General features: G+C 73.5%; 28 protein-coding genes. 9 read left to right on the plus strand and 19 right to left on the minus strand.

Features of this window, described 5'->3' with window-relative positions; all coding sequences use genetic code 11:
• Nucleotides 1-126: 126 nt before the first annotated feature.
• The 8 genes from ACGF5U_RS12180 to ACGF5U_RS12215 form a co-directional block, all read right to left on the minus strand.
• The gene (locus ACGF5U_RS12180) at nt 127-1068 is read right to left on the minus strand and encodes an ABC transporter ATP-binding protein (RefSeq protein ID WP_392709951.1); all 942 of its coding nucleotides are present in this window, start codon (nt 1066-1068) and stop codon (nt 127-129) included.
• Nucleotides 1065-1724: an ABC transporter ATP-binding protein gene (locus ACGF5U_RS12185; RefSeq protein WP_392709952.1), complete on the minus strand. Its 660-nt coding sequence runs from the start codon at nt 1722-1724 to the stop codon at nt 1065-1067. Before ACGF5U_RS12185 ends, ACGF5U_RS12180 begins: the two co-directional genes overlap by 4 nt.
• Nucleotides 1721-3511, minus strand: a complete 1791-nt coding sequence (locus tag ACGF5U_RS12190) for a hypothetical protein (protein ID WP_392709953.1) — start codon at nt 3509-3511, stop codon at nt 1721-1723. The genes ACGF5U_RS12185 and ACGF5U_RS12190 overlap by 4 nt, the downstream gene beginning before the upstream one ends.
• Entirely contained in the window at nt 3508-3948 is a 441-nt protein-coding gene (locus ACGF5U_RS12195) for a hypothetical protein (RefSeq protein WP_392709954.1), read from the minus strand. The genes ACGF5U_RS12190 and ACGF5U_RS12195 overlap by 4 nt, the downstream gene beginning before the upstream one ends.
• A gap of 34 nt (nt 3949-3982) precedes the next feature.
• Nucleotides 3983-4459, minus strand: a complete 477-nt coding sequence (locus ACGF5U_RS12200; RefSeq protein ID WP_392709956.1) for a hypothetical protein — start codon at nt 4457-4459, stop codon at nt 3983-3985.
• Between the two features lie 221 nt (nt 4460-4680).
• On the minus strand, nt 4681-5235 hold the full coding sequence (locus ACGF5U_RS12205; RefSeq protein WP_392709958.1) for a stage II sporulation protein M: 555 nt from the start codon (nt 5233-5235) through the stop codon (nt 4681-4683).
• 153 nt (nt 5236-5388) lie between these two features.
• Nucleotides 5389-5658, minus strand: a complete 270-nt coding sequence (locus ACGF5U_RS12210) for a hypothetical protein (RefSeq protein WP_392709959.1) — start codon at nt 5656-5658, stop codon at nt 5389-5391.
• A gap of 31 nt (nt 5659-5689) precedes the next feature.
• On the minus strand, nt 5690-5959 hold the full coding sequence (locus ACGF5U_RS12215) for a hypothetical protein (RefSeq protein ID WP_392709961.1): 270 nt from the start codon (nt 5957-5959) through the stop codon (nt 5690-5692).
• Between the two features lie 347 nt (nt 5960-6306).
• Between ACGF5U_RS12215 and ACGF5U_RS12220 the strand changes: the two genes are divergently transcribed.
• The gene (locus tag ACGF5U_RS12220; protein ID WP_392818376.1) at nt 6307-7080 is read left to right on the plus strand and encodes a response regulator transcription factor; all 774 of its coding nucleotides are present in this window, start codon (nt 6307-6309) and stop codon (nt 7078-7080) included.
• Nucleotides 7081-7179: 99 nt separating this feature from the next.
• On the opposite strand, the gene ACGF5U_RS12225 is transcribed toward ACGF5U_RS12220, so the two are convergent.
• The 3 genes from ACGF5U_RS12225 to ACGF5U_RS12235 form a co-directional block, all read right to left on the minus strand.
• Entirely contained in the window at nt 7180-7836 is a 657-nt protein-coding gene (locus ACGF5U_RS12225; RefSeq protein WP_392709964.1) for a DUF5063 domain-containing protein, read from the minus strand.
• Complete coding sequence (gene recR, locus ACGF5U_RS12230; protein WP_392709965.1) at nt 7829-8428, minus strand: recombination mediator RecR; 600 nt, start codon at nt 8426-8428, stop codon at nt 7829-7831. The genes ACGF5U_RS12225 and recR overlap by 8 nt, the downstream gene beginning before the upstream one ends.
• A gap of 79 nt (nt 8429-8507) precedes the next feature.
• Nucleotides 8508-8843 (minus strand): YbaB/EbfC family nucleoid-associated protein, encoded by a 336-nt coding sequence (locus ACGF5U_RS12235; protein ID WP_392710630.1) that lies wholly within the window; start codon nt 8841-8843, stop codon nt 8508-8510.
• Nucleotides 8844-9149: 306 nt separating this feature from the next.
• On the opposite strand from ACGF5U_RS12235, the gene ACGF5U_RS12240 reads away from it, so the two are divergent.
• A complete protein-coding gene (locus ACGF5U_RS12240) occupies nt 9150-9887 on the plus strand; it encodes an SLATT domain-containing protein (protein WP_392709966.1) in 738 nt (245 codons plus the stop codon).
• Nucleotides 9888-9995: 108 nt separating this feature from the next.
• Here the strand turns inward: ACGF5U_RS12240 and ACGF5U_RS12245 are convergent, their stop codons facing one another.
• The 3 genes from ACGF5U_RS12245 to ACGF5U_RS12255 form a co-directional block, all read right to left on the minus strand.
• Nucleotides 9996-10646, minus strand: coding sequence for a hypothetical protein (locus tag ACGF5U_RS12245; protein ID WP_392710631.1), 651 nt, complete (start codon nt 10644-10646; stop codon nt 9996-9998).
• Nucleotides 10647-10834: 188 nt separating this feature from the next.
• Nucleotides 10835-11608 (minus strand): GntR family transcriptional regulator, encoded by a 774-nt coding sequence (locus ACGF5U_RS12250; RefSeq protein ID WP_392709967.1) that lies wholly within the window; start codon nt 11606-11608, stop codon nt 10835-10837.
• 67 nt (nt 11609-11675) lie between these two features.
• Complete coding sequence (locus ACGF5U_RS12255) at nt 11676-13031, minus strand: aspartate aminotransferase family protein (protein ID WP_392709968.1); 1356 nt, start codon at nt 13029-13031, stop codon at nt 11676-11678.
• A 205-nt stretch (nt 13032-13236) separates the two neighbouring features.
• Here ACGF5U_RS12255 and ACGF5U_RS12260 point away from each other — a divergent pair, with 205 nt between their 5' ends.
• From ACGF5U_RS12260 to ACGF5U_RS12270, 3 genes are all read left to right on the plus strand, one after another.
• Nucleotides 13237-13875, plus strand: a complete 639-nt coding sequence (locus tag ACGF5U_RS12260; protein ID WP_392709969.1) for a DJ-1/PfpI family protein — start codon at nt 13237-13239, stop codon at nt 13873-13875.
• Nucleotides 13872-14393 (plus strand): MarR family winged helix-turn-helix transcriptional regulator, encoded by a 522-nt coding sequence (locus tag ACGF5U_RS12265; protein WP_392709970.1) that lies wholly within the window; start codon nt 13872-13874, stop codon nt 14391-14393. Before ACGF5U_RS12260 ends, ACGF5U_RS12265 begins: the two co-directional genes overlap by 4 nt.
• Before the next feature lie 161 nt (nt 14394-14554).
• Entirely contained in the window at nt 14555-15496 is a 942-nt protein-coding gene (locus ACGF5U_RS12270; RefSeq protein WP_392709971.1) for a putative protein N(5)-glutamine methyltransferase, read from the plus strand.
• A gap of 178 nt (nt 15497-15674) precedes the next feature.
• On the opposite strand, the gene ACGF5U_RS12275 is transcribed toward ACGF5U_RS12270, so the two are convergent.
• Together ACGF5U_RS12275 and ACGF5U_RS12280 are read right to left on the minus strand one after the other, a co-directional pair.
• Nucleotides 15675-16097, minus strand: a complete 423-nt coding sequence (locus tag ACGF5U_RS12275) for a hypothetical protein (RefSeq protein ID WP_392709973.1) — start codon at nt 16095-16097, stop codon at nt 15675-15677.
• A 164-nt stretch (nt 16098-16261) separates the two neighbouring features.
• A complete protein-coding gene (locus ACGF5U_RS12280; RefSeq protein WP_392709974.1) occupies nt 16262-17149 on the minus strand; it encodes a glycoside hydrolase family 19 protein in 888 nt (295 codons plus the stop codon).
• A gap of 182 nt (nt 17150-17331) precedes the next feature.
• On the opposite strand from ACGF5U_RS12280, the gene ACGF5U_RS12285 reads away from it, so the two are divergent.
• Nucleotides 17332-19143, plus strand: a complete 1812-nt coding sequence (locus ACGF5U_RS12285; protein WP_392709975.1) for a serine/threonine-protein kinase — start codon at nt 17332-17334, stop codon at nt 19141-19143.
• Between the two features lie 127 nt (nt 19144-19270).
• Here the strand turns inward: ACGF5U_RS12285 and ACGF5U_RS12290 are convergent, their stop codons facing one another.
• Complete coding sequence (locus ACGF5U_RS12290) at nt 19271-20554, minus strand: adenylosuccinate synthase (protein ID WP_392709976.1); 1284 nt, start codon at nt 20552-20554, stop codon at nt 19271-19273.
• Between the two features lie 175 nt (nt 20555-20729).
• Between ACGF5U_RS12290 and ACGF5U_RS12295 the strand changes: the two genes are divergently transcribed.
• Nucleotides 20730-21569 (plus strand): diacylglycerol kinase, encoded by an 840-nt coding sequence (locus ACGF5U_RS12295; RefSeq protein ID WP_392709977.1) that lies wholly within the window; start codon nt 20730-20732, stop codon nt 21567-21569.
• 105 nt (nt 21570-21674) lie between these two features.
• Here ACGF5U_RS12295 and ACGF5U_RS12300 read toward each other — a convergent pair whose 3' ends face one another.
• A complete protein-coding gene (locus ACGF5U_RS12300; protein WP_392709979.1) occupies nt 21675-22184 on the minus strand; it encodes a GbsR/MarR family transcriptional regulator in 510 nt (169 codons plus the stop codon).
• Nucleotides 22185-22276: 92 nt separating this feature from the next.
• Between ACGF5U_RS12300 and ACGF5U_RS12305 the strand changes: the two genes are divergently transcribed.
• Together ACGF5U_RS12305 and ACGF5U_RS12310 are read left to right on the plus strand one after the other, a co-directional pair.
• Entirely contained in the window at nt 22277-23173 is an 897-nt protein-coding gene (locus tag ACGF5U_RS12305; RefSeq protein WP_392709980.1) for an ATP-binding cassette domain-containing protein, read from the plus strand.
• Between the two features lie 11 nt (nt 23174-23184).
• On the plus strand, nt 23185-24786 hold the full coding sequence (locus ACGF5U_RS12310) for an ABC transporter permease (RefSeq protein WP_392710632.1): 1602 nt from the start codon (nt 23185-23187) through the stop codon (nt 24784-24786).
• Between the two features lie 3 nt (nt 24787-24789).
• Here the strand turns inward: ACGF5U_RS12310 and ACGF5U_RS12315 are convergent, their stop codons facing one another.
• Nucleotides 24790-25995: a cytochrome P450 gene (locus ACGF5U_RS12315; protein WP_392709981.1), complete on the minus strand. Its 1206-nt coding sequence runs from the start codon at nt 25993-25995 to the stop codon at nt 24790-24792.
• Nucleotides 25996-26313: the final 318 nt, after the last annotated feature.

A 26313-nucleotide genomic window follows, 5' to 3' on the forward strand; every position in this document is an offset into this window, starting at 1 on the left:
CCGCGTGTCGGCGCGGGTGGTGTGGGTGGCGTGGGCGGGGGCGTGGTTCTGGGTGTGGGAGTGGGAGTGGGACTGGTTCTGGGCGTGGGAGTGGGTGTGGTTCTGGGTGTGGGTGTCGGTCATGGCTCAGGCTCCGTTTCCGCCGGGCTGTCCGCCGGCCCGGTACTCGCCGGAGTCCGCCGTCATGCGCAGATAGGCGTCCTCCAGGGACGCGCCGTGGGTGTACAGCTCGTGCAGCGGGACGCCGGCCCGGGCGGCGAGGTGGCCGATGGCCGCCGCCTCCACCCCGCTCACCTCGAACGTACGGACGCCGTCCGGGGCGGCGGCCGACCTCTCGTACGTGCCGCCCGCCTCCTTCAGCAGCGGCTCCAGGTCCTCGGGGTTCGGCGTGGTGACGCGTACGGTCCGCCGTGAGTGCTCGGCCACGAACCGGTCCATCGGCGTGTCCGCGAGCAGCCGCCCCCGGCCGATGACCACCAGGTGGTCGGCGGTCAGCGCCATCTCGCTCATCAGATGGCTGGACACGAGCACCGTGCGCCCCTCGGCCGCCAGGCCCCGCAGCAGATGGCGGATCCAGTGGATGCCCTCCGGGTCCAGACCGTTGACGGGCTCGTCGAGGATCAGCACCGGGGGGTCGCCGAGGAGCGCGGCGGCCAGACCGAGGCGCTGGCGCATGCCGAGCGAGAAGCCCTTCACCCGGCGCCCCGCCGCGGCGTCCAGACCGACGAGCCCGAGCACCTCGTCCACGCGGCGGGCCGGGACGCGGTTGCTCTGGGCCAGGTGCAGCAGGCTGTTGCGGGCGGTGCGCCCGCCGTGCACCGCGCCCGCGTCGAGGAGGGCGCCCACCTCGCGCAGCGGGTCGGCGAACTCGGCGCAGCGGCGACCCCCGACGGTGGCGGTGCCGGACGTCGGCCGGTCCAGGCCGAGGATCATGCGCATGGTCGTGGACTTGCCCGCGCCGTTGGGGCCGAGGAAGCCGGTGACCGCGCCCGGCCGGATGTCGCAGGTGAGGGCGGAGACGGCGGTCCGGTCCGCGTAGCGCTTGGTGAGGGAGCGGAGCTGGATCACTGGGCCGCGCCTTCCTTCCGGGACGAGGGGGATGGGTGCGGCTGTACGTGTCCGGCGCCGAGCACGACTTGACGGTCCGCCAGTCCTTCGACACGCCGCCGCTCATGGCTGCAGACGAGCACGGTGCGGCCTTCGCCGCGCCATTCGGCGAGCAGTACGGCGAGTTCGTCGGCCGCTTCGGGGTCGAGCGCGTTGAACGGCTCGTCCAGCAGGACCGCCCGGGGCCGGTGCAGCGTCGCCGCGACCAGGCCCACCTTCTTACGGGTGCCCAGGGACAGGTCCCGGATGAGGGCGTCGGACCATTCGGCGGCGCCGAACCGGTCGAGACCGGCGAGCGAGTCACGGACCGGGGTGCCCCACAACCGGGCGACCAGCGCCAGGTGTTCGCGGACGGTCAGGTACTCGTACAGCGGCGGTTCGTCCTGGACGAAGCCGAGCAGTTCGCGCGCGGCCCGCTCGGCCGGTTCGTGTCCGCCGATGGTGACCCGGCCGGACGTGGGCGGCAGCAGACCGGCCAGGGCGCGCAGCAGGGTGCTCTTGCCCGCGCCGTTGGCGCCGCTGAGCACGGCGAGCTCACCGGCCGGAACGTGCAGGTCGAGGCCGTCGAGGACGGTGTCGGCACCGAACCGTACGGTCAGGTTCTCGGCGCGGATCATGGTCGGACCTTTCGCAGGAGGCCGTCGTGGCGGCGCAGCGCCCACGCCCCGGCGCCCAGGACGCCCAGCGTCAGCAGCGCGGGCAGCGCGCGCAGGGCCGCGGACAGGAGATCGGGGCCTTCCGGCAGCAGCGGGAGGGAGGCGGTGGCGGGCAGCATCAGGACACCGGCCAGCACAGCCTGGACGAGGGAGGCCGCGGGCGAGCGGGTGAGCCGGCCGCGCCCGGGGGTCTCGGCGGGCGGCATGACCAGCGCCGTGGCGATGACGGCGACGGCGCTCGCGGCGGCGGCGGCGGCGCCGATGGCGAGCAGCGGCAGCAGCTGCGGGCCGAAGCCGACGGCCAGCAGCGCCCACCCGGCCGCCGCCGGCGCCGCGACCGCCGCGACGGCGAGCGCGAACGCGGCGGCCTTCCCCGCGAGCAGCGCGCCGAGCGGCAGCGGGGACATGCGCAGCAGGTCCCAGGCGCGGCGCTCGGCCTCGATGCCGAAGACCTGGACGGCCTCGTCGGCGGCGAGCAGCAGGAGGGTGACCAGCACACCGGCCACGGCGGGCAGCGGCAGCCCGAGCGCGTCGCGCCCGCCGCTGCCGATGGCGTGCCCGGCGCCCGCGGCGAACAGGGCGGTCCCGGCGAGCAGGACGTACCGCAGGCCCGCGACGGCGGTACCCGGCGCGCGCAGCGCGGCGCGGGTGTCCTTGGCGACGAGCAGCCCGACCACCTGCCGCGCCCCGGGCAGCCCGGTGGCCTCCCTGGGCTCCGTCGCACGAGCCGCGCGAGTCGTCCGAGCCGCACGAGTCGTATGAGTCGTCCGAGCCGCACGAGCCGGAGAAGCCGCAGAGGCCGCAGCAGCCGCACGAGTCGTACGAAGGGGGCGGCGCAGGAGAAGTGCCGGAGCGGTCTCGTCCCGCATGACCCGGTGCCGGGCCGCCTGACGCAGGGCGACCGCCCCGAGGGCGGCGAGGGTCACGGTGACGGCCGCCATGGCGAGGGCGAGCGTGCCGGGGCCGTACGCCAGCAGGGTGTCCCACCAGCCGGGCCGCGAGGCGGTCAGGGTGTCGGCGGCCGCCCTGGGCACCGCCTCGACGAGGGGGCCGTGCTCCCGCAGCCCCCGGGTCAGCGGCACGGCGAACCAGCCGGCCCCCGCGCCCGCCACCGCCGCGAGGACGAACGCCCGCAGCCGGGCGCCACGGGCCGGCGCCATGGCGATGAGGCCCTCGGCGCACAGCCGGGCGGCAGAGCCGACCGCGACGGCGCCCCAGGCGACGGTGAGGGCGAGCGGCAGCAGGTCGCGCCCCTGCGGGGTGGCGCCAAGCCACATGCCGAGGAACGCGGCGAGCGCGGCGGCGAACCCGGCCGCGGGCGCGGCGAGCGGCGCGACCAGCCGTACGGCGAGCAGTTGACCGGGGGTCACCGGCAGGGTGCGCAGCACGGGCAGGTCGGCGGGGTGGACGACCTGGCGTACGAGGCCGGGCCGGGCGGCGAGCGCGAGCGCGGCGACCACCATCAGGGCGGGCAGCCACGCGTACCGGGCGACGGCGGCGGCACCGTGCGCGCCACCGGCGACGGCGGCACCCCCCGTACCCTCCGCCGCGTCCGCCACGGGCGCCAGGTGGCCGGTGAGCGCGCCCGCGCCCAGGGCGAGGCCGAGCGCGGCCAGGACGCCGAGCGCGTAGAACCCGACGACCGCGCCGACGGCCCAGCGGGGTGCCGCGCGGCCCTGGAGCAGGTTCAGTCTGCGCCGGGCGTCGGCGAGGGCCAGCGCGAACAGGGCGTGGGTGGCACGGGTCACCGGTCGCGTCCGGGTATGACGGCGGCCGCGACGGTGACGACCGTCGCCGCGAGGAACAGCGCGGCCAGCGCCCGCAGCGTCCCCGTCGACGGGAACAGCACGCCCGCGAGGCCGAGGACGGGCCCCACGAGCCCGGCGACGCCGATGAGCACGAACTGCCCGACCCGTACGATCGCGACGGCCGCCGTGAGCAGCAGCAGGACGGCCGGGAACGCGAACCAGGCGTACTGGAGGGCGTCCTGAGCCGCCATCACGAAGTCCTGGTTGTTCTCGGCGACCTTCCCCGAGGTGGCGATCGCCGAGTGCACCTCGTCGGCCGACCGGGCGTAGAGGAACCCGCGCGTCCAGGCGAGCGCGGTGGTCAGCAGCGCCGCCACGACAAGGATCTTCTGCCGAGTCGTGAGCGCCGAGATCTTCAAGGTGCCGGTGGAGTTCATGACGGACTTTCCCCGTGGTCGGTTGCGGCTTCGGTCACAGCGCCGCCTGCAGCAGTCCGAGGACCGCGACCGGCAGGACGGCGCACACGGCGGTACGGACGGTTCCGAGGCCGGGGTGGTTGCGTCGCAGCAGCAACCCGAGCGCGGCGGCGGCCAGCAGCAGGCTCGGCTCCGGCCGGGCGAGCCACTCCAGCAGGACGCGGCCGTCGAGACCGGCCAGGGACAGGACGAGGAACCCGGCGGTCCGCACGGCCAGGTAGCCGCCGAGCACCGCGCCGATGAGCTGCCGCAGCGGCCGGAACTCCGCCGGTACGCCGAGCTGCCGCCAGGCGACGGCCCCGAGGGCGGCCAGGGCGAGCACCAGGCCGAGGTAGGCCAGGATGTTGAAGAACGAGCCGGTGGCCCACGCCGCCCAGGCCGCCAGGGACAGTTCGCCGGGTGTGGCCCCGGGCAGCGCCTTGGCGGCCTCGGCCCGGAAGACATCGGTGAAGCGGCTCATCGTCACGGCCATGAGCAGGCACATCGCGAGCAGCGCCAGGAACTGCGCGCCGCGCGCCCGCGCCGGTGCCGGACCCGGAGCCGAAGCCGAAGCCGGTGCCGGACCCGGACCCGGAGCCGAAGCCGGTGCCGGACCCGGACCCGGAGCCGGAGCCGGAGCCGGTGCCGGACCCGGACCCGGAGCCGGAGCCGAAGCCGGTGCCGTGGAGGTGGCCGGTGCCGTGGAGGGGTTCATCACGTACTCACCCAGGTCTCTATCGTCGCGGCGATGAGGAGCAGAAAGATCGAGCAGCCGAGCAGCGCCACGGAGTCGACGAGGAGGTTCCGTACGGTCGGCCGGGGGCCGGGGCGGCCGGCGAAGTGCCGGATCAGCGCCACCAGCGGCACCAGTCCGGCGCCGACGGCGATACCGATGGCCGGCAGTTCGATCACGGCGTGCGGCAGGATGTGCCGCGCCATGACCCCGATGCCGCCGACGGCGGTCGCCTGGGCCAGTCCGAGGCCGGTCATCATCCCGGAGACCAGGCTGAACAGGGCGGTGACGACGCCCAGGGTGAGGACCCCGGCGAAGGCGAGCAGGGCGACGCTCGCGTTGGCGCTGAAGATCGACCACCACAGGGCGGCGCCGGGCTCGGCAGGGGCCCGCACCACACCGCCCGTCATCTCTCCGCCGGCGAACCAGCCGATGAGCATGGAGCCGAACCAGCACAGGGCGCCGAGCGCGAGGGCGACACGCTGCCGTCGCAGCACCGCGAGCGGTGCGAGAGAAGGAGTGGGGAGAGCGTTCATGTACGCGTCCAGGGCGGGGCGGTCAGGGGCAGGGGGCTGGGCGGTCAGGGGTGCTGAGCGGGCAGGCGGGCTGGGCGGGCAGGGGCCGCCGAGCGGGCGGTCGTGGATCGGCGGGGGCCGCGGGGCGTTCCGCACGGCCCCCGCCGGGCATGGTTACTTGACGATGGCCTGGCGGCCGACCGCCTTGCGCAGCAGCCACAGGCCCCAGCCACCGGCGGCGGTCACACCGCCGAAGATGGACAGGGCGGTGGCGACGTCCATGCCGGCCATGATGGCCGTGGCCGCGGCGGTCGCCTTGGCCGAGGTGAAACCGAACCACGCGGTCAGCACCGACGGGGCGACGACACCGAGCAGCAGGAACGCGCTGCCCGCCAGAGCCACACCCGCACCGGCGACGGCGGCACGGCCGAAGGACCTCTTCATGGTCTTCCTCCGTTGACCGTTGCGTGACGGGTTACTTGACGATGGCCTGGCGGCCGACCGCCTTGCGCAGCAGCCACAGGCCCCAGCCGCCGGCGGCGGTCACGCCGCCGAAGATGGACAGGGCGGTGGCGACGTCCATGCCGGTCATGATCGCGGTGGCGGCACCGGCGGCCTGGGCCGAGGTGAAACCGAACCACGCGGTCAGCACCGACGGGGCGACGACACCGAGCAGCAGGAACGCGCTGCCCGCGAGGGCGACACCGGCACCGGCGACGGCCGCGCGGCCGAGGGACTTCTTCATGACAACCTCCGTAGAGGGCCTCTGACGGGCCCTCCGAGTTGGGGACTAGGCTCGGTTTCCCCAGCACCGTGGGGTGGCTCCCGCCTCGATTCGAGCGGGGCGGGGGCCGTGGTGATCGACTGATCGGCCCGAGCGATCACCACCGTGACAGCCGGCACGGGGCGTTGAGAACCCCGCTCTTCGGCCCCCTTCTCCTGTCCCCCGCCACCCGGAGGGGAAGCCCCGCCGACCGGTGAACACCCTGATGAGAGGGGTGCTGCCGCACGGTCGAGCGGAGTTGACAGCCGTGAGGGGCGAATTCAAGACTTGCGGTCGTTCGCGGATCTTGAGCTTGAGGGGGACAAGCCGTGATAGGCGTTGTGATCATTGATGACGACGAGTCGGCGCGTACGGCGCTGGCGGTGTTGCTCGACGGCGCACCGGGCACGGAGGTGCGCGCGGTGCTCGGCGGTACGGAGGCGCCCGCGACGATCGTCGGGGTGGACGCGGACCTCGCGCTGATCGGCCGGGTGGCCGAAGGTCCGGGCCAGGCGGAGGTGATCTTCGCGGCGGCGCTGGCCCGCCGGGAGCCGCTGGCGCTCGCGGGGTACGGCGGGTTCGACACGACCGGGCCCGGCGCGAAGTATCTGAACGGTGTCCTGCCGCCGTCGCTGACCGGGAAGGACTTCGTGCACGCGGTGCACGTGCTGGCGGGCGGGCTGCGGGTGTGGGCGACACGCCCCGACCAGGCGGCGCGGCTGGCGCATCTGACGCCGCGTGAGCGGGAGGTGCTGACGTTGCTCAGCGACGGGCTGAGCAACGACGGGATCGCGCACCGGCTGGCGCTGCACGTCGGCACGGTGAAGGACCACATCCGGGCCGTCTACACCAAGTGCGGGGTGGCCAACCGTGTGGAGGCGGCGCTGTTCGCCCATGGCCTGACCGCGCCGAGACCGGGCCTGCGCAGACCGCCGGCCCCGGCGTCGCACACGCCGGTCTCACCTGCCCCGGCGTCGCGCACGCCGGTCTCACCGGCGCCACGGGGCGGCGCGCCGGTCTCACCGGCCCCGGCCAGGGGCGGGGCGCCTCGGGCGGCCGCGCCGGTGTTCCGGCCGGCCGCGCCCACCAGGCGCAGCGCCTGACGGCCGGGCGCCGGGCCGGACCGCCGGCGACAGCCGTACGGGCCGGTCCGGACCCGGACCCGGGCCCGGACCCTGGTACGGATGCGGATGCGGATGCGGTCAGCCGCGGTGCAGGCCCAGCGGTCCCGCGATCTCCTGGGCCATGACGCGGCCGGCCTCCTCGGCGAGGTCCTCCTCCGTCAGGTCCTCGTCGATGTCGAGGCCGTCGAGCGCCTCCAGCGGCTGGTCGAGCCGGACGTGGGAGACCAGCGACTGGAGGGCGCGCAGGGTCGCGGACGCCGTGGGGCCCCAGTTGGAGAAGTACGAGAACTGCCACCACCACAGGGCCTCGGACGTGCGTCCCGCCCGGTAGTGGGCGAGGCCGTGCCGGAGGTCGGTGATGATGTCGGCGAGGTTGTCGGAGATCCGGCACGGCACGGGCGCCTTGCGCGGCTCGTACGGGTCGAAGACCTCCGAGAAGACGTCCACCGGGTCCAGGAGCACCGCGAACCGCTCGCGCAGTTCGTCGACGTCCAGGTCGGGTCCGGTGTCCGGTTCGTAGCGCTCGTCGGGGACGATGTCCTCGTGCGCGCCGAGCCGGCCACCGGCCAGCAGCAGCTGGGACACCTCCAGGAGCAGGAACGGGATGGCGCTGTCGGGCTCGTCGCCCTTGGCCACTTCCGTGGTGGCGACGATGAAGGACTCGATCGAGTCGGCGATCTGGACCGCGAAGCTGTCGGGGTCCATCGAGTGCGCGTGGAGTGTGGCGTCAGACATCGAGGAGTCGTCTCCCTTCGAACGCACGCCCGAGTGTGACCTCGTCGGCGTATTCCAGGTCCCCGCCAACGGGCAGTCCGCTGGCGAGGCGCGTGACCTTCAGGCCCATGGGCTTGATCATCCGCGCCAGATACGTCGCGGTGGCCTCACCCTCCAGGTTCGGGTCGGTGGCGAGGATCAGCTCGGTGACGGTGCCGTCCGCGAGGCGGGCGAGCAGCTCACGGATGCGCAGGTCGTCGGGGCCGACGCCCTCGATGGGGCTGATCGCTCCGCCGAGGACGTGGTACCGGCCACGGAACTCCCGGGTGCGCTCGATGGCGACGACGTCCTTGGGCTCCTCGACCACACAGATCACGGCGTCGTCCCGGCGCGGATCGCGGCAGATGCCGCACCGCTCCTCCTGCGCGACGTTGCCGCACACCGCGCAGAACCGGACCTTGTCCTTGACCTCCAGCAGGGCGTGGGCGAGGCGCCGCACGTCCGTGGGCTCCGCCTGGAGGATGTGGAAGGCGATCCGCTGCGCGCTCTTGGGACCGACGCCTGGCAGCCTGCCCAGCTCGTCGATGAGGTCCTGGACCACGCCTTCGTACAACGGAACGCCTCTCCTGGGAGTGCTGTGATGCTTACGGTAGTTGCTGGGGCCGCGCCTTAGAAGTCCTGGCGGCGGCCGCTCAGAAGGGCAGGCCAGGCATCCCGCCCAGGCCCTGTGCCAGCGGGCCCAGCTTGGCCTGCTGGAGCGCCTGCGCGTTCTCGTTGGCGGCGTGCACGGCGGCGACCACCAGGTCGGCGAGGGTCTCGGTGTCCTCCGGGTCGACCGCCTTGGGGTCGATGACCAGGCCGCGCAGCTCGCCGGCGCCCGAGACCGTGGCCTTCACCAGACCGCCGCCCGCCTGGCCCTCGACCTCGGTCCTGGCCAGTTCCTCCTGGGCCACCGCGAGGTCCTGCTGCATCTTCTGGGCCTGCTGGAGGAGCTGCTGCATGTTGGGCTGGCCACCACCGGGAATCACGGTCACTCCTGGCACATCGACGACGATTGTTTCGGTACGGCCGAGCCTACGTGGTCCCCGCGCGGCGCGCTCCATCCGCACCCGGGGCACTCTTTCGGGTGACGCTCTGGCGTGCCCTCTACCTGATCACACCCCTCTTGCGGGCGGAAATCCCGGGAATCGGCGCCCGTCGCCCACCATTCGGCGGTAGGAAAGGGCATGCGCACCGCGCGCATCGCACGCACCACACGTCATCGGACGTGCCCGCACGTCATCACACGTGTGGCACGTCACGCATTGTCACGCAGAGCGCAGAGGAGTGCCCCGGTGAGCCAGCCGGAGATGCAGCCCGGGGGCCCCGCCCGGGGGGAGGGCGACAGCCGCGTACCGCAGCACGGCGATCTGACCGGACGGCCGTTCCCGCTCGGCGACTGGGGCGAGCCTGCGGAGCGGCTGCACGAGCTGTACCGATGGGTGGAGGCGAACGCGCTGCGTACGGCCGAGTGGTATCTGTCCGACCGGATGTGGAAACGCCGCTGTGCGCGCGCCCTGCGCGTCGGAACGGCCGCGGGCACCGTGGTGGGCGCCGCGCTCCCGGTGCTGGACCTGACGGGGGCGCTGGACGGCGCGGCGGTGTGGGGGTACCTGGCGCTGCTCATCGCCGCCGCCTGCGTGGCCTGCGACCGGTACTTCGGGGTGACGTCCGGGTGGATGCGGGCCGTCGCGACGGCCCAGGCGGTGCAGCGCAGGCTGCAGGCGCTCCAGTTCGACTGGGCGTCGGAGAGCGTCCGCGAGGTGCTCGGCCCGGCCGAGGGCACGGCGAGCGAGGCGGCGGAACGGTGCCTCGGTGTGCTGCGGCGGTTCTCCGAGGACGTCTCGGAACTGGTGCGGGCGGAGACCGCCGACTGGATGGCGGAGTTCCGTACGGGGGCGACACCGCCGGTGACGCAGGTACCGGCCGTGGCGGCGCCGCGCCCTGAGGCGGGCCAGCCGCAGGGGCGCTTCCCGCTCCCCCCGCCGTCCCGCCCCAACATGCCCCGCCAGCGGCCCCCAGAGCCCCGCTGACCCCGCCGCCCCAGACTGACCCGGCGGCCCCGCTGACCCCGCCGACCCGCCGCCCCGGGCCGACCCCGCAGGACCCGCTTGGCGGACGCGGTCGGCCGCCGCCCGCCGTCAGCTGAAGATGATCATCGAGCCCTGGCCGAGGCTCCGGGTCGCCGCGGCGTGCAGGCCCAGCCAGACGTGCCGCTCGCGGGCGAAGGGGCTGTCGTCGTACGGGACGGGACTGGCCGGCTCCTCCAGCGCCGTGGGGCGCTCCGGGGGCTGGGGCGCCGCCGGCGGGTTCCCCGGGTCGATGCCGATGGACGGCGCCACGTACTCCAGCTCCCGCAGCAGGCCCTGCACGGAGCCGAGCGGGCCGCCCCCGGCGAGCAGCTCCTCGTTGGACAGCGGCGCCCCGAAGTCGACCGGCACGTAGGCGCCCGCGTGGTCGTAGTGCCAGACCAGGTGCGACTGCTGGGCCGTCGACTCGAACATCTCCAGGAGCTGCTCGTAGTCCCCGCCCAGCGCGTCGACCGGGGTCACGGCGAGCCCGCAGATCTGGAGCAGATACGCGCGGCGCAGGAAGTGCAGGGCGTCGTAGTCGAAACCGGCGACCGGGGCGACGTCGCCCGACAGCCCCGGCATGTAGGCGAAGACGGGCACGGTGGGCAGACCGGCCTCGGTGAGGGCGTTGTCGTACGCGGCGATCTCTTCGGCGAAGGGGTTGTCGGGGCTGTGGCACAGCACGTCGACAAGGGGGACCAGCCACAGGTCACAGGCCAAGGGAGACTCGCTCTCGGACAGGTCGAGGAGTTCGGACGACGGTCGCACAGCGTAGTGCGGAGCGTACGTACGGGACAGTCGGCGGTCCCTTGCGGGCACGGGCCGGGCGCGGGACCCGGCTCTCGACCCATACCCACCGGGCGCCGCGCCGATCCGCGCGGGGGCCGGCCCCTCCGGCGGCGGCCCCGTCAGCCGGCCAGGCGCTCCAGGTGGTCGGCCCACTTCAGCGAGTGCGCGTTGTACGCGTCGATGACCGCGAGCACCTGCGCCGGTTCGCCGAGCGTGACCGCGTCGACGAGGTCCTCGTGGCCGCTCCACAGCCAGTCGCACATCCTGCCGTCGCCGCGCAGGTACGGCACGGCGAACACCCACGCCTGGACGCGCAGCCGGTGCAGGAAGTCGGCGATGTAGTGGTTGCCGATGAAGCCGCCGAGTTCGCGCCAGAACCGCACGTCGTACGCGATGAGGATGTCGAGGTCCCCGGCGCGGGCGGCGCGCGCGGCGGCCTCGGCACGGCGCCGTACGGACACCAGCGCCGCCCCGCGCACACAGCCCCGGGGCCGGTCCCCGGCGGGCGCGTCCCCGGTGGCCCGCGCGGCGGGCGGCCGCTCGCCCGCGCCTGCGGACTCGCGTGCGGCGGAGGCCGCGGCGGCCCGTTCGGCGAGGCGCCGGAACGCCCCGTCCACGATCAGCGCCCGCGCCTCGACCATGCCCCGGTAGTCCGCCACCGAGAACTGGTGCACGCGGAAACCTTTGTGCTGGTCCGAGTCGAGGAGCCCCTGCGCGGACAGGTCCACGAGCGCCTCGCGCACGGGCGTCGCGGACACGCCGTACTGCTCGGCGATCTGCTTGACCGTGAACTCCTGGCCCGGCTGGAGACGCCCCGCGAGCACTTCGTCACGCAGCGCGTCCGCGATCTGCTGTCGCAGGGTGTTGCGGGTCACACCTCCGCTCGCGGGCATGGTCAGGCCCCCTCCGTTCCGGTTCCGGACACCTTAAGCCAGTCGGAGGGGGCCACCTGGCGGGTGGTCACACCGTGTGCTCGTCCGCCACGGTCAGCGCGATGTCGAGCGCGGCCAGGCCCTCCTTCACCTCGGCCTCGCCGATGGTGCAGGGCGGCACGGCGTGGGTGCGGTTCATGTTGACGAAGGGCCACAGGCCGTTCTTCTTGCAGGCGGCGGCGAAGGCGGCCATGGGGGCGGCCGCGTCGCCGGCCGCGTTGTACGGGACGAGGGGTTCGCGGGTCTCGCGGTCCCGTACGAGCTCCAGGGCCCAGAAGGCGCCGAGGCCCCGCACCTCGCCGACGGAGGGGTGCCGCTCGGCCAGTTCGCGCAGGCCGGGGCCGAGGAGGTGCTCGCCGAGGTGCGCGGCGCGTTCCACGACCCGCTCGTCGGCCATGACCTGGAGGGTGGCGACGGCGGCGGCGCAGGCGAGCGGGTGGCCGGAGTAGGTCAGCCCGCCGGGGTAGGGCCTCCGGTCGAAGGTGGCGGCGATCTCGCCGGAGATGGCGACGCCGCCGAGCGGGACGTACCCGGAGTTCACGCCCTTGGCGAAGGTGAGCAGGTCGGGCACGACGCCGTAGTGCTCGGCGGCGAACCAGCGGCCCGTACGGCCGAAACCGGCCATGACCTCGTCCAGGACGAAGACGATCCCGTACCGGTCGCAGAGCTCGCGGACGCCCGCCAGGTAGCCGGGCGGCGGCGGCATGACGCCGGCCGTGCCGGGGACGGTCTCCAGGATGATCGCGGCGATGGTCTGCGGGCCCTCGAACGCGATCGTGTCCTCCAGGTGCGCGAGCGCCCGCTCGCTCTCCTGCGCCTCGTTCTCGGAGTAGAACGGCGAGCGGTACGTGAACGGCGCCCAGAAGTGGACGACGCCCGCCGACGCGGTGTCGGAGGCCCAGCGGCGCGGGTCGCCGGTGAGGTTGATCGCGGTGGAGGTGGCGCCGTGGTAGGAGCGGTAGGCGCTGAGCACCTTGGGGCGGCCCGTGTGCAGCCGGGCCATCCGTACCGCGTTCTCGACGGCCTCGGCGCCGCCGTTGGTGAAGAAGATCTTGTCGAGGTCGCCGGGGGTGCGCTCGGCGATGAGGCGTGCGGCCTCGGAGCGTACGTCGATGGCGAAGGCGGGCGCGAAGGTGGCGAGCTTTCCAGCCTGTTCCTGGATCGCGGCGACGACCCTGGGGTGCTGGTAGCCGATGTTGGTGTAGACGAGGCCGCTGGTGAAGTCGAGGTAGCGGTTGCCGTCGTAGTCCCAGAAGTACGACCCCTCGGCCCCGGCGACGGCGAGCGGGTCGATCAGCCCCTGGGCGGACCAGGAGTGGAAGACATGGGCGCGGTCGGCGGCCTTGACGGCGGCCCCCGCCTGCGGATCTGCGTGAGGGGTCATGGCGCCAGGTTAGGCAGGCGCGGGCGGGTGCGGACATGGCCATCTTGTATGGCGGAAAGCGTGCGGATCGGCAGGGTGTCGTGCGCTCGGGACATTCGGCCCCTTGACAGCAAGTTGTCGAAATGACAGCCTTCTGTCATAGGCAGAGAGCAAGAGGGAAGCACACGGCAGCACGCACGGCAGCGAACCGCCCAGGAGGCCCGCCATGACCACCGCAAGCGCCACAGGCTCCGCCGGCACCACGGCCGACACCGCCCGCAGAATCGTTCATCTCGCCGTCTACGACACCTTCGCCGACTGGGAGACCGGCCACGCCACCGCCTGGCTGGCCAGGGGCGGCTACGAGATCCGCACCGTCGGCCCGACCACCGCGCCCGTCACCACCACCGGCGGACTGCGCATCACGCCCGACCTGGCCCTCGCCGACCTGCGCCCCGAGGACAGCGCGCTGCTGATCCTCACCGGCGCCGACCTGTGGGACGAGAGCGACGACCTCGCCCCGTTCGCCGCCGCCGCCCGTACGTTCCTCGACGCGGGCGTACCCGTCGCCGCGATCTGCGGAGCCACCGCCGGGCTGGCCCGTGAGGGGCTGCTGGACGACCGGGACCACACCAGCGCCGCCTCCTTCTACCTGGCCGCGACCGGCTACCAGGGCGGCGACCGCTACCGCGACACGGACGCCGTCACCGACGGCGACCTGATCACCGCCGGCCCCACCGAGCCGGTCGCCTTCGCCCGCGAGGTCCTCGCCCGGCTCGGCGTGTACGAGGGCGAGAAGCTCGACGCCTGGTTCCGACTGTTCCACGACTCGGACCCCGCCGCCTTCGAAACGCTGAACTCGTGAGCCGCCACGAACAGGAGCTGCTCAGCCGCACCGCCCTCGGCGTGTTCCGGCTGAACGGCCAGTTCCTCGCCGTGTCCGAGGAGTTGGCCCGCCCCGCCGGACTCACCGCCGCACGGTGGCAGGTCCTCGGGGCGGCGCTCCGCCAGCCGCTGTCCGTCGCCGGGATCGCCCGCGTCATGGGCATCACCCGGCAGAGCGTCCAGCGGATCGCCGACCTGCTGGTGGAGCGGGGCCTCGCGGAGTACGCGCCCAACCCGGCGCACCGGCGCGCCAAGCTCCTGACGCCCACGGAGGAGGGCCGGGCCGCGATCGCCCGGATCGACCCCGGCCACGCCGACCTGGCGGCAGGGCTCGCCGCCGAACTCGGCGACGCCGCCTTCGCGGAGACGGCCGACGCGCTGGAGCGGCTGTCCCGGGCGCTTGAGGTGATCGCGAGCCGGGACACCGCACGCCCCGCCCCGCCGGAGGCCGCGACCGCCCCGGTCGTGGCGCCCCCGCCGGAACCGAACCTCCGGTAGGGTCCTGACCAGTCCGGGCCGCTCGACGGCCGCGCCCGACATCCAGGAGGTGAGACCCATCAACGCCAGGTCAGGCAGGGTGCTCTCCTCCAGGGCGGAACGGTCGCCGCACCGTACGTGAACCGCCGGGAGCACTCGTGAGCGGCTCCCGGAAGGCTCCCATGTCCGTCGATCCCCTCAAGTCCCCGATCCCCGTCGACGCCCCGATCCCCGTGGACGTCCCATTCCCCGTCGACACCCCGCTCCCCCTCGACGCCCCGCTCCCCGTCGACGCCCCGCTCCCCGGGGACTCCCCGCTCCGCGTCGAGGCCCCCCGTCCCGGCGGCTGCCCCCTCCCCGGTGTCGTCGACGCCCTGCGCGCCGCGGGCTGCGTCTTCGCCGAGGACGAGGCCGCGCTCCTCGTCTCGGCGGCCGGCTCCGCGACCGAACTCCGCGCGATGGTCGAGCGCCGCGCCACGGGGCGGCCCCTCGAACACGTCCTGGGCTGGGCCGAGTTCCGGGGGCTGCGCTTCGCCGTCGACGCGGGCGTCTTCGTGCCGCGCCGCCGCACGGAGTTCCTGGTCGAACGCGCCGCCGCCATCGCCGCCCCCGGCGCGCTCGTCGTGGACCTGTGCTGCGGGTCGGGCGCGCTGGGCGCGGCGCTGCTGGCCGCCCTGGACGGCGACGCCGAACTGCACGCCACCGACATCGACCCGGCCGCCGTGCGCTGCGCCCGCCGCAACGTCACGCCCGTCGGCGGCCTGGTGTACGAGGGCGACCTGTACGCGCCGCTCCCGCCCGCCCTGCGCGGGCGCGTCGACGTCCTGCTCGCCAACGTCCCGTACGTACCGACCGACGAGGTCGGGCTGCTGCCCCCGGAGGCCCGCGTCCACGAGGCGCGCCTCGCCCTCGACGGGGGCGCGGACGGGCTGGACGTCCTGCGCCGGGTCGCCGGGGACGCCGGGCGCTGGCTGACCCCGGGCGGCAGCCTGCTGTTCGAGACCAGCGAACGCCAGGCGGACCGGGCGGTGGGGATCGTCGCCGCGAGCGGTCTCGTCCCCCATGTCGCCGGCTGCGAGGACCGGTACGCGACGGCGGTGACCGCCACGCGCCCACGGGACTGAACCGCGCGGGAGACGCGCGGGCCGTCGCGGGTGCCGGGCCCGGCCCGGCACAAACGGAACCGTCCCGAACCGGACTGGACCGGACCGGCCCGCCCCGGGCCCGGACCGGAAAGAGCCTGCCAGGGACGGGGTCCCGGGCAGGCTCACTCAGCCGCTCGCCGCCGTGACGGCGTACGGGTCACTTCACCGGCTTGAGGCACAGGACGAACTTCTCCTGCTCCCACTGCTGGGCCAGCGCGGCCTCGGCGTCGGCGACGTTCTCGCAGGCGTCGGTGTCGAAGGTGCCCTCGACGAGCTTGACGACCTTGTAGTTGGCGTCCTTGTCCGTGCAGCCCTTGGTCTCGACCTTCGGGTCGTTCTCGCTGCCCGTGACGCTCACGCAGTCGCCGGCCTTGGCGTGGACCGGGGCGTTGAAGAAGTACGAGATGCCGAACTTCACGGCGATGGCGACGACGATCAGCGCGACGACCCGGAGGACCTTCTTCATCACACCGCCCTTCCGCTTGGCGGGAGCGTCGGGGGCCACGGGCTCACCGAAACCCTCCGCGGAAGGGGGGACCTGCTGCGGGTCCTGGGCGTGGGGCGGCGGCGGAGTGGCCATGGGCATGTCCTCAGGGATGTCATTGATCGAACGGGCGTACGCTACAGACCCCGTGGGACCGATCCCGCCTTTATGCCGTCCTTATGCCAATCGGATGCCGAGTTGTAATGGTGCGGGCGCCCCGGGGCGCGTCCCGGAGCGCCCGCGCCGGGTCCGTCCCGGAATCAGCAGGAGAGGTTGCCGCCGGTCGGGACCCCGAGGATCTGGGTGAACTGCTGGTACTTGGCGACCCGGCTCTGGACCTGCGCCGGGTTCTTGCCTTCGCACTCCAGCGCGCCGTTGATGGAGCGGATCGTCTGGCCGAAGCCCGCGCCGGTGACCATCGCGTGGTGCGCGGTCATCGTGCCGGGGCCGTTCTGGGTGTTCCAGTACCAGAGGCCGGTCTTCCAGGCGACGGCCGCCTCGCGCTCGACGCGGTACGGGTTGTTGAGCAGGTCGATGCCGAGCGCGTCGCCCGCCGCCTTGTAGTTGAAGTTCCAGCTGAGCTGGATCGGGCCGCGCCCGTAGTAGGCGGCGGTGCCGGCCGGGCAGCCGTACGGCTGGCCGCGGTCGCAGTAGTGCGGGTAGTTGGCGGTGTTCTGCTCCACGATGTGGACGAGGCCGCCCGTCTCGTGGTGGACGTTGGCGAGGAAGGCCGCGGCCTCCTGCCTCTTGACCGTGTCACCGCCGGTGGTGGCGAACGCCGGATAGGAGCTGAGCGCGGCCTTCAGTCCGCTGTACGTGTAGAACGGGTTCCGGCTCGGGAACATCTGGTTGAACTGCGCCTCGGTGACCACGAAGCCGGACGGCGAGGGCCCGGGGTCGGGCGTACCGCCGCCGCAGGCACCCTGGTCGGCCCAGACGTCGACCGTTCCCGGCCGCTCGTTCTGGGTCCACCACTTGGCCTGCCAGTTGCGGCCGTTGTGCGAGGCGGTGTTGCCGCCCCAGTAGACGGCGGAGGAACTCCACGGCGTCGCGCACTCGGCGGCCGACGCGACGGAAGCGGGGAGGAGGACGGCGAGACCGACGGCTGTCACCAGCGCGGCGAAGAGGCAGAGCAAGCGTCGCACCATGAGGACGCCCTTCCGTGGGGGGGTGAGGGGACGGACCACCACGGAACCGTGAATGGTATGTACCTGTCAAGGTCTAGACCAGACACACGCGTGTCTCCGCCGGCCGCCGACCGGGCTCCCCGTGAACCGCCCCTGATCCGACCCCGTGGGCGCGCCCGGCCCCGTGTGCGTAAGATCCGGGCGTGAATGCCCTGACGCCCGAAGACCCGACCGACATCGGCCCGTTCCGCCTCCTCGGCAGGCTCGGCTCCGGTGGCATGGGCCGCGTCTACCTCGCGCGGTCCGCCGGCGGACGCACCGTCGCCGTCAAGGTCGTACACGCCGAACTCGCCGCGCAGGACGAGTTCCGGCGCCGCTTCGCCCGCGAGGTCGCCGCCCTGGAGCGGGTCGGCGGCGTCGGCACCGCACCCGTGCTGGGCGCCGACACCGAGGCGGAGTCGCCCTGGGTCGCCATCGGGTACGTGGCGGGCCCGTCCCTGCGCACCGTCGTGGGCGACGAGTTCGGGCCGCTGCCGCCCGCCTCCGTGCGCGCCCTCGCGGTCGGCCTCGCCGACGCCCTCGCGCACATCCACGCCGCCGGGCTCGTCCACCGGGACCTCAAGCCCGCGAACGTCCTGCTCACCGTCGACGGGCCCCGCATCATCGACTTCGGCATCGCCCGCGCCGTCGACACCGTCACCGACGGCGGGCTCACCAGCACCGGCGCCGTCGTCGGCTCCCCCGGGTTCATGTCGCCCGAGCAGGTGCGCGGCGAACGCCTCACGCCCGCATCCGACATCTTCTGCCTCGGCTCCGTCCTGGCGTACGCGGCGACCGGCCGCTCCCCGTTCGGCACCGTCGACAGCGGTGTGCACGCCATGATGTTCCGCATCGCGCACGACGAACCCGACCTGGAGGGCCTGCCCGCCGAACTCGACGAGCTCGTGCGCGGCTGCCTCGCCAAGGACCCGGCGCACCGGCCCACCGCCGCGCACCTCGCCGCCCGGGTCGAGACCGCCGACCCATGGCTGCCCGCCGGGCTGCTCGCCCAGCTGGGCCGCCACGCCGCCCGGCTCCTGGACGCGGACGGCGACCCCACCCCCGTACAGCACCCGGCGCCGGTCGCACCGAGGAGGCGCCGCCGGTGGCCGCTCGTCGTCGCGGCCGCCGTCGTGCTCGCCGGCACGGCCACCCCGCTCGCCTTCACCTACTGGCCCGGCAAGGGCAAGGCCGCCACCCCGTCGGCCGACGCGACGCGCGGCGCCGTCCCCGACGCGTTCATCGGCGCCTGGGAGGGCGTACTCGACGGCACCGATGAGCACCCCTACGAGACGGCCCGCCTGGAGATCGGCCAGGGCGCGCCGGGCGAGAAGACCGCCGTGTACGTACGGGTGGGCGGCGAGCAGCTGTGCATGGGCCGCTCCACGCTGGTCTCGGCGGACGAGGACAAGATCGTGTTCGGCGAGAGCGACGTCACGGCGAGCGTCCCCGCCAAGCGCTGCGTCCCGGCCGCGCACCAGACGCTCACGATCCGCTCGGCGGAGGTCCTGGAGTGGCGCTCCGGCGCTGCGACGGCGACGTTCCGCAAGGCCAGGACGGGCGCGAAGGTGGTTCCCCCGACGTTCATCGGCGAGTGGAAGAGCGTCCCGTACGGGGAGCTCTCCGCCGAGGAGCAGGACCTCTACAACTCCGAGGTCTCCATCACGCAGGGACCGATCGGCACCGCCCTCGTCCGGTTCAGGAACAACGTTCCGCGGATGGACGACGAGACGGGCGAGCAGACGGGCGGCTCGTACCACTGCGAGAGCACGGCCCTCCTCGGCGCCTCCGGCGGCGTCGGCGAACTCCTCGTCGTCGGCCCGCCCGCCTTCGACGAACGCGCATCCGACCCCGACTGCGACCGCTGGAGCGCGTCCCAGCACCTGCGGATCACCCGCGTCGGCGGCAAGGAGCGGCTGCTGGTCTCCGGCATGGACTCGGACGGCGAGCCGGGCGAGTACGAGAGGCGGCTCTGACCTCCCCATGAGCGGTGGCCGGCACCCCTCGGGCACCGGCCACCACTGAGCCCCGCGGACCTACGGGCGTACCCGCGGCCCTCGGCGACCTAGCGGACCTACGGGCGTACCCGCGGGCCTCGGCGGCCTACAGGAACGAGTTGATCTCGATGGTCTCGGTCCGGCCGGGGCCGACACCGATCGCGGAGATCGGGGCGCCCGACATCTCCTCCAGCGCCTTGACGTACGCCTGCGCGTTCTTCGGCAGGTCGGAGAACGTCTTGGCCTTGGAGATGTCCTCGGACCAGCCGGGCAGGTACTCGTAGACCGGCTTCGCGTGGTGGAAGTCGGTCTGCGAGTACGGCAGCTCCTCGACGCGGCGGCCGTCGATCTCGTACGCCACGCAGACGGGGATCTGCTCCCAGCCGGTCAGCACGTCCAGCTTGGTGAGGAAGAAGTCCGTCAGACCGTTCACCCGGGTCGCGTAGCGGGCGATGACCGCGTCGAACCAGCCGCAGCGGCGGTCACGGCCGGTGGTGACACCGCGCTCGCCGCCGATCCGGCGCAGCGCCTCGCCGTCCTCGTCGAACAGCTCCGTCGGGAACGGGCCGGCGCCGACACGGGTCGTGTACGCCTTGAGGATGCCGATGACCCGGCTGATCTTCGTCGGTCCGACACCGGCACCGGTGCAGGCACCGCCGGCGGTCGGGTTGGAGGAGGTGACGAAGGGGTAGGTGCCGTGGTCGACGTCGAGCAGGGTGCCCTGGCCGCCCTCGAAGAGGACGACCTTGCCCGCGTCGATGGCGTCGTTCAGGATCAGCGTCGTGTCGGCGACGTACGGCTTGATCTGCTCCGCGTACTGGAGCATCTCTTCGACGATCTTCCCGGCCTCGATGGCGCGCCGGTTGTAGAGCTTGGCGAGGAGCTGGTTCTTGGCGTCCAGCGCCGCCTCCACCTTCTGGGTGAGGATCGACTCGTCGTAGAGGTCCTGGACGCGGATGCCGACACGGTTGATCTTGTCGGCGTACGTCGGGCCGATACCCCGGCCGGTCGTACCGATCTTGCGCTTCCCGAGGAACCGTTCCGTCACCTTGTCGAGGGTGACGTTGTACGGCGTGATGAGATGCGCGTTACCGCTGATCAGCAGCTTCGAGGTGTCGACGCCGCGCTCGTCGAGTCCGCTCAGCTCGGAGAGCAGGACCGCCGGGTCGACGACGACACCGTTTCCGATCACCGGGGTACACCCCGGCGACAGGATTCCGGAAGGGAGAAGATGCAGCGCGTACTTCTGGTCGCCTACGACAACCGTGTGGCCGGCGTTGTTGCCGCCCTGGTAGCGCACCACATAATCGACGGATCCACCGAGCAGGTCGGTGGCCTTTCCCTTGCCCTCGTCACCCCACTGAGCACCGAGCAGCACAAGTGCGGGCACAGGCGTACACCCCTTCCGGGCGGGGCATGTCCAAGGTCAGAGGGCAGTAGAGATGTCGTACGACGGTGTACGACACAGCCTGAGCCGTCGAACCGGTGCCCCGGAATAGACGAAGCCCCTGGCGCAATAGCGCAAGGGGCTCTTGCACAAAGATGCTACCCGAGGAAGGACCGAGGTGTCGGCTCCCGACCAGCTCCTGGTGGTCATCGACCCGGTCGCGCGCCGTGGCGACGGCGAATCCGTACGGATCGCGAGGGATGTCCTCCGTGCCGGGGCCACCGTGAAAGTGAGCCTTCCGGACACCCCCGAGGAGTTCGCGCGGGCCCTGGCGCGACGCGGTTCGCGGCGGCCGGTGGTCATCGGTGACGACCGGGCGCTGCTGCGCACCGTCACCCATCTGCACCAGGGGCGGGAGCTCGCGGACGGGGCGCTCGCCGTGATCCCGGTGGGCCCGGGGCCGACGGTGCGGCTGGCCGCGTCGCTCGGCGTGCCGCCCGACGCGGTGACGGCCGCGCGGGCCGTACTCGACGGGGCGGAGCGGCGGCTGGACCTGCTGGTGGACGACGGTGACGGCGTGGTCGTGGGCGGCCTGCGCATTCCCGCCGGGCCGGTACGGGTGGGCGAACCCGCCGATCAGGTGGCGTCCGTGTGGGGGACCTGCCGCTCGCTGGTGCGCACCCTGGTCCGCCCGGCGCCCCAGCCCCGGGTGCCCGAGATGCGGGCGCACCGGCTGCGCGTCGAAGCGGACGGGCGGGTGCTCTGCGACCTGGACTCGCCGGTCGAGGGCGTCACGGTGACGTCCCGGGACGGCGCCGCCGAGGTGGTGGTACGGCCCAGGGCGGCCGAGCCGGTCCGGGCGGAGGCGACGGCGGTGACCGTGTCGGGCGTGTCGGGCGCGGCGTTCCGCTACCGGGCGGACGCCCTGATGGCGGGCCCGGTGTGGAGCCGCACCTGGACGGTCAGCCCGGCGGCCTGGTCCCTGGTGGTCCCGGCCGGCGCGCGAGTCCCGGAGTAGTGCGGGCGCGGATCCCGGAGTAGCGCGGGCGCGGGTCCCGGAGTAGCGCGGGCGCGGGTCCCGGAGCAGTGCGGGCGCGGGTCCCGGAGCAGTGCGGGGACGCGGTCATCGTCCCGCGAGGCCCGCCCGGTGATCACGCCAGCGGTCCATTATCCGGCCCATCTCGTGGTGCAGGAACTCGAAGAACTCCGCCGACTCCGCCACCCGCGCGCCCGCCGCCGTGTCCGTGCCGAGCATCTGCGCACCCTCCCGCATGGTGGTCTCCCAGCGGATCAGGACCTGGTCGCGGCGGGTGAACATCTCGTACCAGAGTTCGTTGTGGAGCACGTACCGCTCACGGCGTGACCCCGGGTCCCGCTCCCGGCCGATCATGTTCACCTGCGACAGGTAGCGGACCGCCCCGGAGACGGCGGCGGGGCTGACCCTCAGCTGCTCGGCGAGCTCGGCCGACGTCAGCGATCCGGTCTCGGACGCGAGCAGCGCGGCGAACACGCGGGACGCCATGCGCTGCATGCCGGCCTGGGTGAGCTCGCCCGCGAACCGCTCCACGAACCGCCTGACGGCCTCGTCGTCCCGCCCCTGCTCCGCCGCCTCGACCTGGTTGTTCGTCGCCATGGGGCCATCGTCTCCCGTCGTCCACCGCACCGGACGATTTTATACGCTTCCTTAACTTCACAACTTTGTGAAGGACGCGTACGTTCGGAGACATGACGAACGCCATCACCGTCGCCGGACTCCACAAGTCGTTCGGGCGGACGCACGCGCTGGACGGCCTCGACCTCACGGTCCAGACCGGCGAGGTCCACGGCTTCCTCGGGCCCAACGGCTCGGGCAAGTCCACGACCATCCGGGTCCTCCTCGGCCTGCTCCGGGCCGACTCCGGCGCCGCACAGCTCCTCGGCCGCGATCCCTGGCGGGACGCCGTCGAACTGCACCGGCGGGTCGCGTACGTGCCCGGCGACGTGACCCTGTGGCGCAACCTCTCCGGTGGCGAGGTCATCGACCTGTACGGCAGGCTCCGCGGCGGCCTCGACAAGACCCGCCGGGCGAACCTCATCGAACGGTTCGAGCTCGACCCGACGAAGAAGGGCCGCACCTACTCCAAGGGCAACCGCCAGAAGGTCGCCCTGGTCGCCGCCTTCGCCTCCGACGTCGACGTCCTCATCCTGGACGAGCCGACGAGCGGACTCGATCCCCTCATGGAGGGCGTGTTCCAGGGCTGCGTGGAGGAGGAGCGCGCCCGCGGCCGCACCGTCCTGCTGTCCTCGCACATCCTCAGCGAGGTGGAGAGCCTCTGCGACCGGGTCAGCATCATCCGCAAGGGCCGCACCGTGGAGAGCGGCTCCCTCGCCGAACTCCGCCATCTGACCCGCACGAGCGTGGAGGCGGACCTCGCGGGCCCGCCCAACGGGCTGGCCCACCTGCCCGGCGTCCACGACCTCGACGTCCAGGGCCACCGGGTCAAGCTCCAGGTCGACACGGACAAGCTGGACGCCGTGCTGAAGGCGCTCACCGAGTCCGGGGTGCGGTCCCTGACCAGCACGCCGCCCACCCTGGAGGAGCTGTTCCTGCGCCACTACGAGGACGAGGCGGTGTCCCGGTGACCACGCTCACGATGCCCGCCGCCCGGCGCGAAGGAGGCGGCGCGCGCCACCTCGCCGGAACCGGCGCCCTGCTGCGGCTCGCCCTGCGCCGCGACCGGGTCATGCTGCCCATCTGGGTGCTGGTCACGGGCGGCATGGTGGCCAGCGGCGCCGGCTCCATCGACACCCTGTACGACACGCCCGCCAAGCGGGCCCAGGTCGCCGTGACGCTCGGCGCCAACAGCTCGCTCCGGTCGCTGTACGGACCGGTGTTCGGCGACTCCACCGGCGGGCTGGTCGCCTGGCGGTTCGGGGTGTTCGCGGCGGTCCTCGCCGCCGTGATGAGCCTGATCATCGTCGTACGGCACACCCGCGAGGAAGAGGAGACGGGCCGCCAGGAACTGCTCTCCTCCGCGATGGTGGGGCGACGGGCCCCGCTCACCGCCGCCCTCCTCGCCGCGCTCGTCGCCAACACCGGCGTCACCGTGATCATCACCGCCGGGCTGGCCGGACTGGGCGGCTCGGGCGCCCTCGCGCTGGGCCTCGCCGTCGGCGCGACCGGCATGGTCTTCGCCACCATGGCCGCGATCGTCGCGCAGCTCACGGAGAGCGCGCGGCTCGCCAAGGGCCTGACGTCGGCGGTGCTCGGCTTCGCCTTCGTCCTCCGCGCCGCCGGCGACGCCGGCACCCCCGACGGCGACAGCGTCCTCACCTGGCTGTCCCCGGTCGGCTGGGCGGAGAACGTCCGCCCCTACGCGGGCGACCGCTGGTGGGTCCTCGCCCTCACGGCCGCGGCGATCGCCGTCCAGGCCGTCCTGGCGTACGAGCTGACGAGCCGGCGTGACGTCGGGATGAGCTTCCTGCCCGCGCGGCCGGGACCGGCCGCGGGCCGGCTCGCGACCGCCGGCGGCCTGGCGTGGCGGCTCCAGCGCGGCGGCGTACTCGGCTGGACGCTCGGCTTCCTCGTCGCGGGCATCGTGTTCGGCGGCATGGTCGAAGGCGCGGCCGACCTCGTCGGGGACAACGAGCAGGCCCGGGAGATCTTCGAGCGCATGGGCGGCCAGCAGGCCATCACCGACGCCTTCCTGGCCGCGATGATCGGCATGTTCGGGATGATCGCCTCGCTGTACACGGTCGGCTCCGTCCTCCGCCTGCACGGCGAGGAGACCTCCCAGCGCGCCGAACCCGTCCTCGCCAACGCCGTCGGCCGACTGCGCTGGGCGGCCGGCCACCTGGTCATCGCCTTCGCCGGCGCGGCCCTCATCATGTTCGCGGCGGGCCTCGGCCTGTTCCTCACGTACGGGAAGGACCTCGGCCCCATCCTGGGCGCCGCCGCGGTCCAGCTGCCCGCCGTATGGCTGCTGGGCGGGCTCGCGGTACTGCTGCACGGCGCCTTCCCCAAGGCCGCCGTCGCCGCCTGGGCCTACGCCGGTCTGTCGCTGGCACTCGGCTGGATCGGCCCCGCGCTGAACCTCCCCCAGGCGGTGCTGAACCTGTCCCCCTTCGGCCACCTGCCCAAGCTGCCCGGCGCCGATCCCGCCTGGACACCGCTCCTGCTCCTCCTCGCCCTGGCGATCGCCCTGGTCGCGGCCGGCCTGGCGGGCCTGCGCCGCCGCGACCTGATCACCTCCTGACCGTCACACCTCCACCCACAGCCCCTTCAACCCCCGGATCACATAACCCGGCTGCCACTCCGGCTCGGCCACGAGCCGCATACCCGGGGCCCGGCGCAGGAGCTCACCGAACGACGCGGTGAGCTCCAGCCGGGCCAGCGGCGCGCCGAGGCAGTAGTGGATACCGGCGCCGAACGCCAGATGCGGATTGTCCGCCCGCCCGAGGTCCAGGACGTCCGGCCGCTCGAACCGGGCCGGATCCCGGTGCGCCGACCCGAACAGCAGGGCGACCTCGGCGCCCCGAGGGATACCGACGCCGCCCACCTCGATGTCGTCGAGCACCCACCGCTCGAACATCTGCAGCGGAGTGTCGTACCTCAGCAGTTCCTCCACGGCGGTCGGAAGACCGACGTCGCCACGGCGCATCGCGGCCAGCCGCTCAGGGTGCCGGAAGAGCGTCCACCACCCGTTGACCGTGGTGTTCACCGTCGCCTCGTGCCCCGCGTTCAGCAACAGCACACAGGTCGAGACGATCTCCTGCTCACTGAGCCCCCGACCGCCCTCGGCGGCGGCCGCCAGGGCCGACACCAGATCGTCCCCCGGCTCCGCCCGCCGGGCGGCGATCAGCTCCCGCAGGTAGGCCGAGAACTCCACCGAGGCGGCGACCGCCCGACGTGCGGTCCCCTCGTCGGGCCGCAGCTCGAACATCCCGCAGATCGCGGCCGACCAGGGCCGCAGCAGCCCCCGGTCCGCCTCGGGCACGCCCAGCATCTCCGCGATGACCGCGACGGGCAGGGGCTCCGCGACCGCGCTCAGCAGGTCGCCGCCGCCCTCCGCGACGAACCGCCCCACCAGGTCCTCGGCCGACCGCCGGACGACAGGTGCCAGCCGCTCCACGGTCCGGGGCGTGAACGCCTTGGACACCAGGCGCCGGATCCGGGTGTGGTCGGGCGCCTCCAGGTCGAGCAGCCCGTTGGCGTTCAGCACATGGAACGGCTCATGCGCGGCGGGCGGCGGCGTACGCCCGAACTCCTCGTGCGTGAACCGGTGCAGATACGTCCGCCCCAGCCGCCGGTCCCGCAGCAGCGCGGACACGTCCGCGTAGTGCGGCACGAGGAACTGCCCGGTGGGCTCGAACCAGTGGACCCGGCCCCCCGCGCGCAGCTCGGCGTACGCGGGGTACGGATCGGCGACGAAGGCGGGCGACCAGGGGTCGAACGAGGCGGCCATGCCGGGACGCTACCCGGGAAAGCCGCCCTGTGGGCGATCTGGGCGGTGCGTTCTGTCGGTAGAGTCTGGGCGGTGCCTTCCCGGCGGTGGGGTCTGTCGGTGGAGTCTGGGCGGTGCCTTTCCGGCGGTGTGTTCTGTCGGTGGAGTCTGGGCGGTGCCTTTCCGGCGGTGCGTTCTGTCGGTGGGTCTTTCTCTCTCGCCCGGTGGGTGGTCGGGGCCGCTGCGGGCTCACCTCCTCGGGGTCGGCGGCCTTGGGTGCCGGTGTGGGAACCCGGCGGTTGCCGCCGATCCCCTGCGGGGGCGACCCTCCGCGTCCCC

The sequence above is a fragment of the Streptomyces sp. NPDC047886 genome (genome assembly GCF_043204435.1).
Lineage (GTDB): Bacteria > Actinomycetota > Actinomycetes > Streptomycetales > Streptomycetaceae > Streptomyces.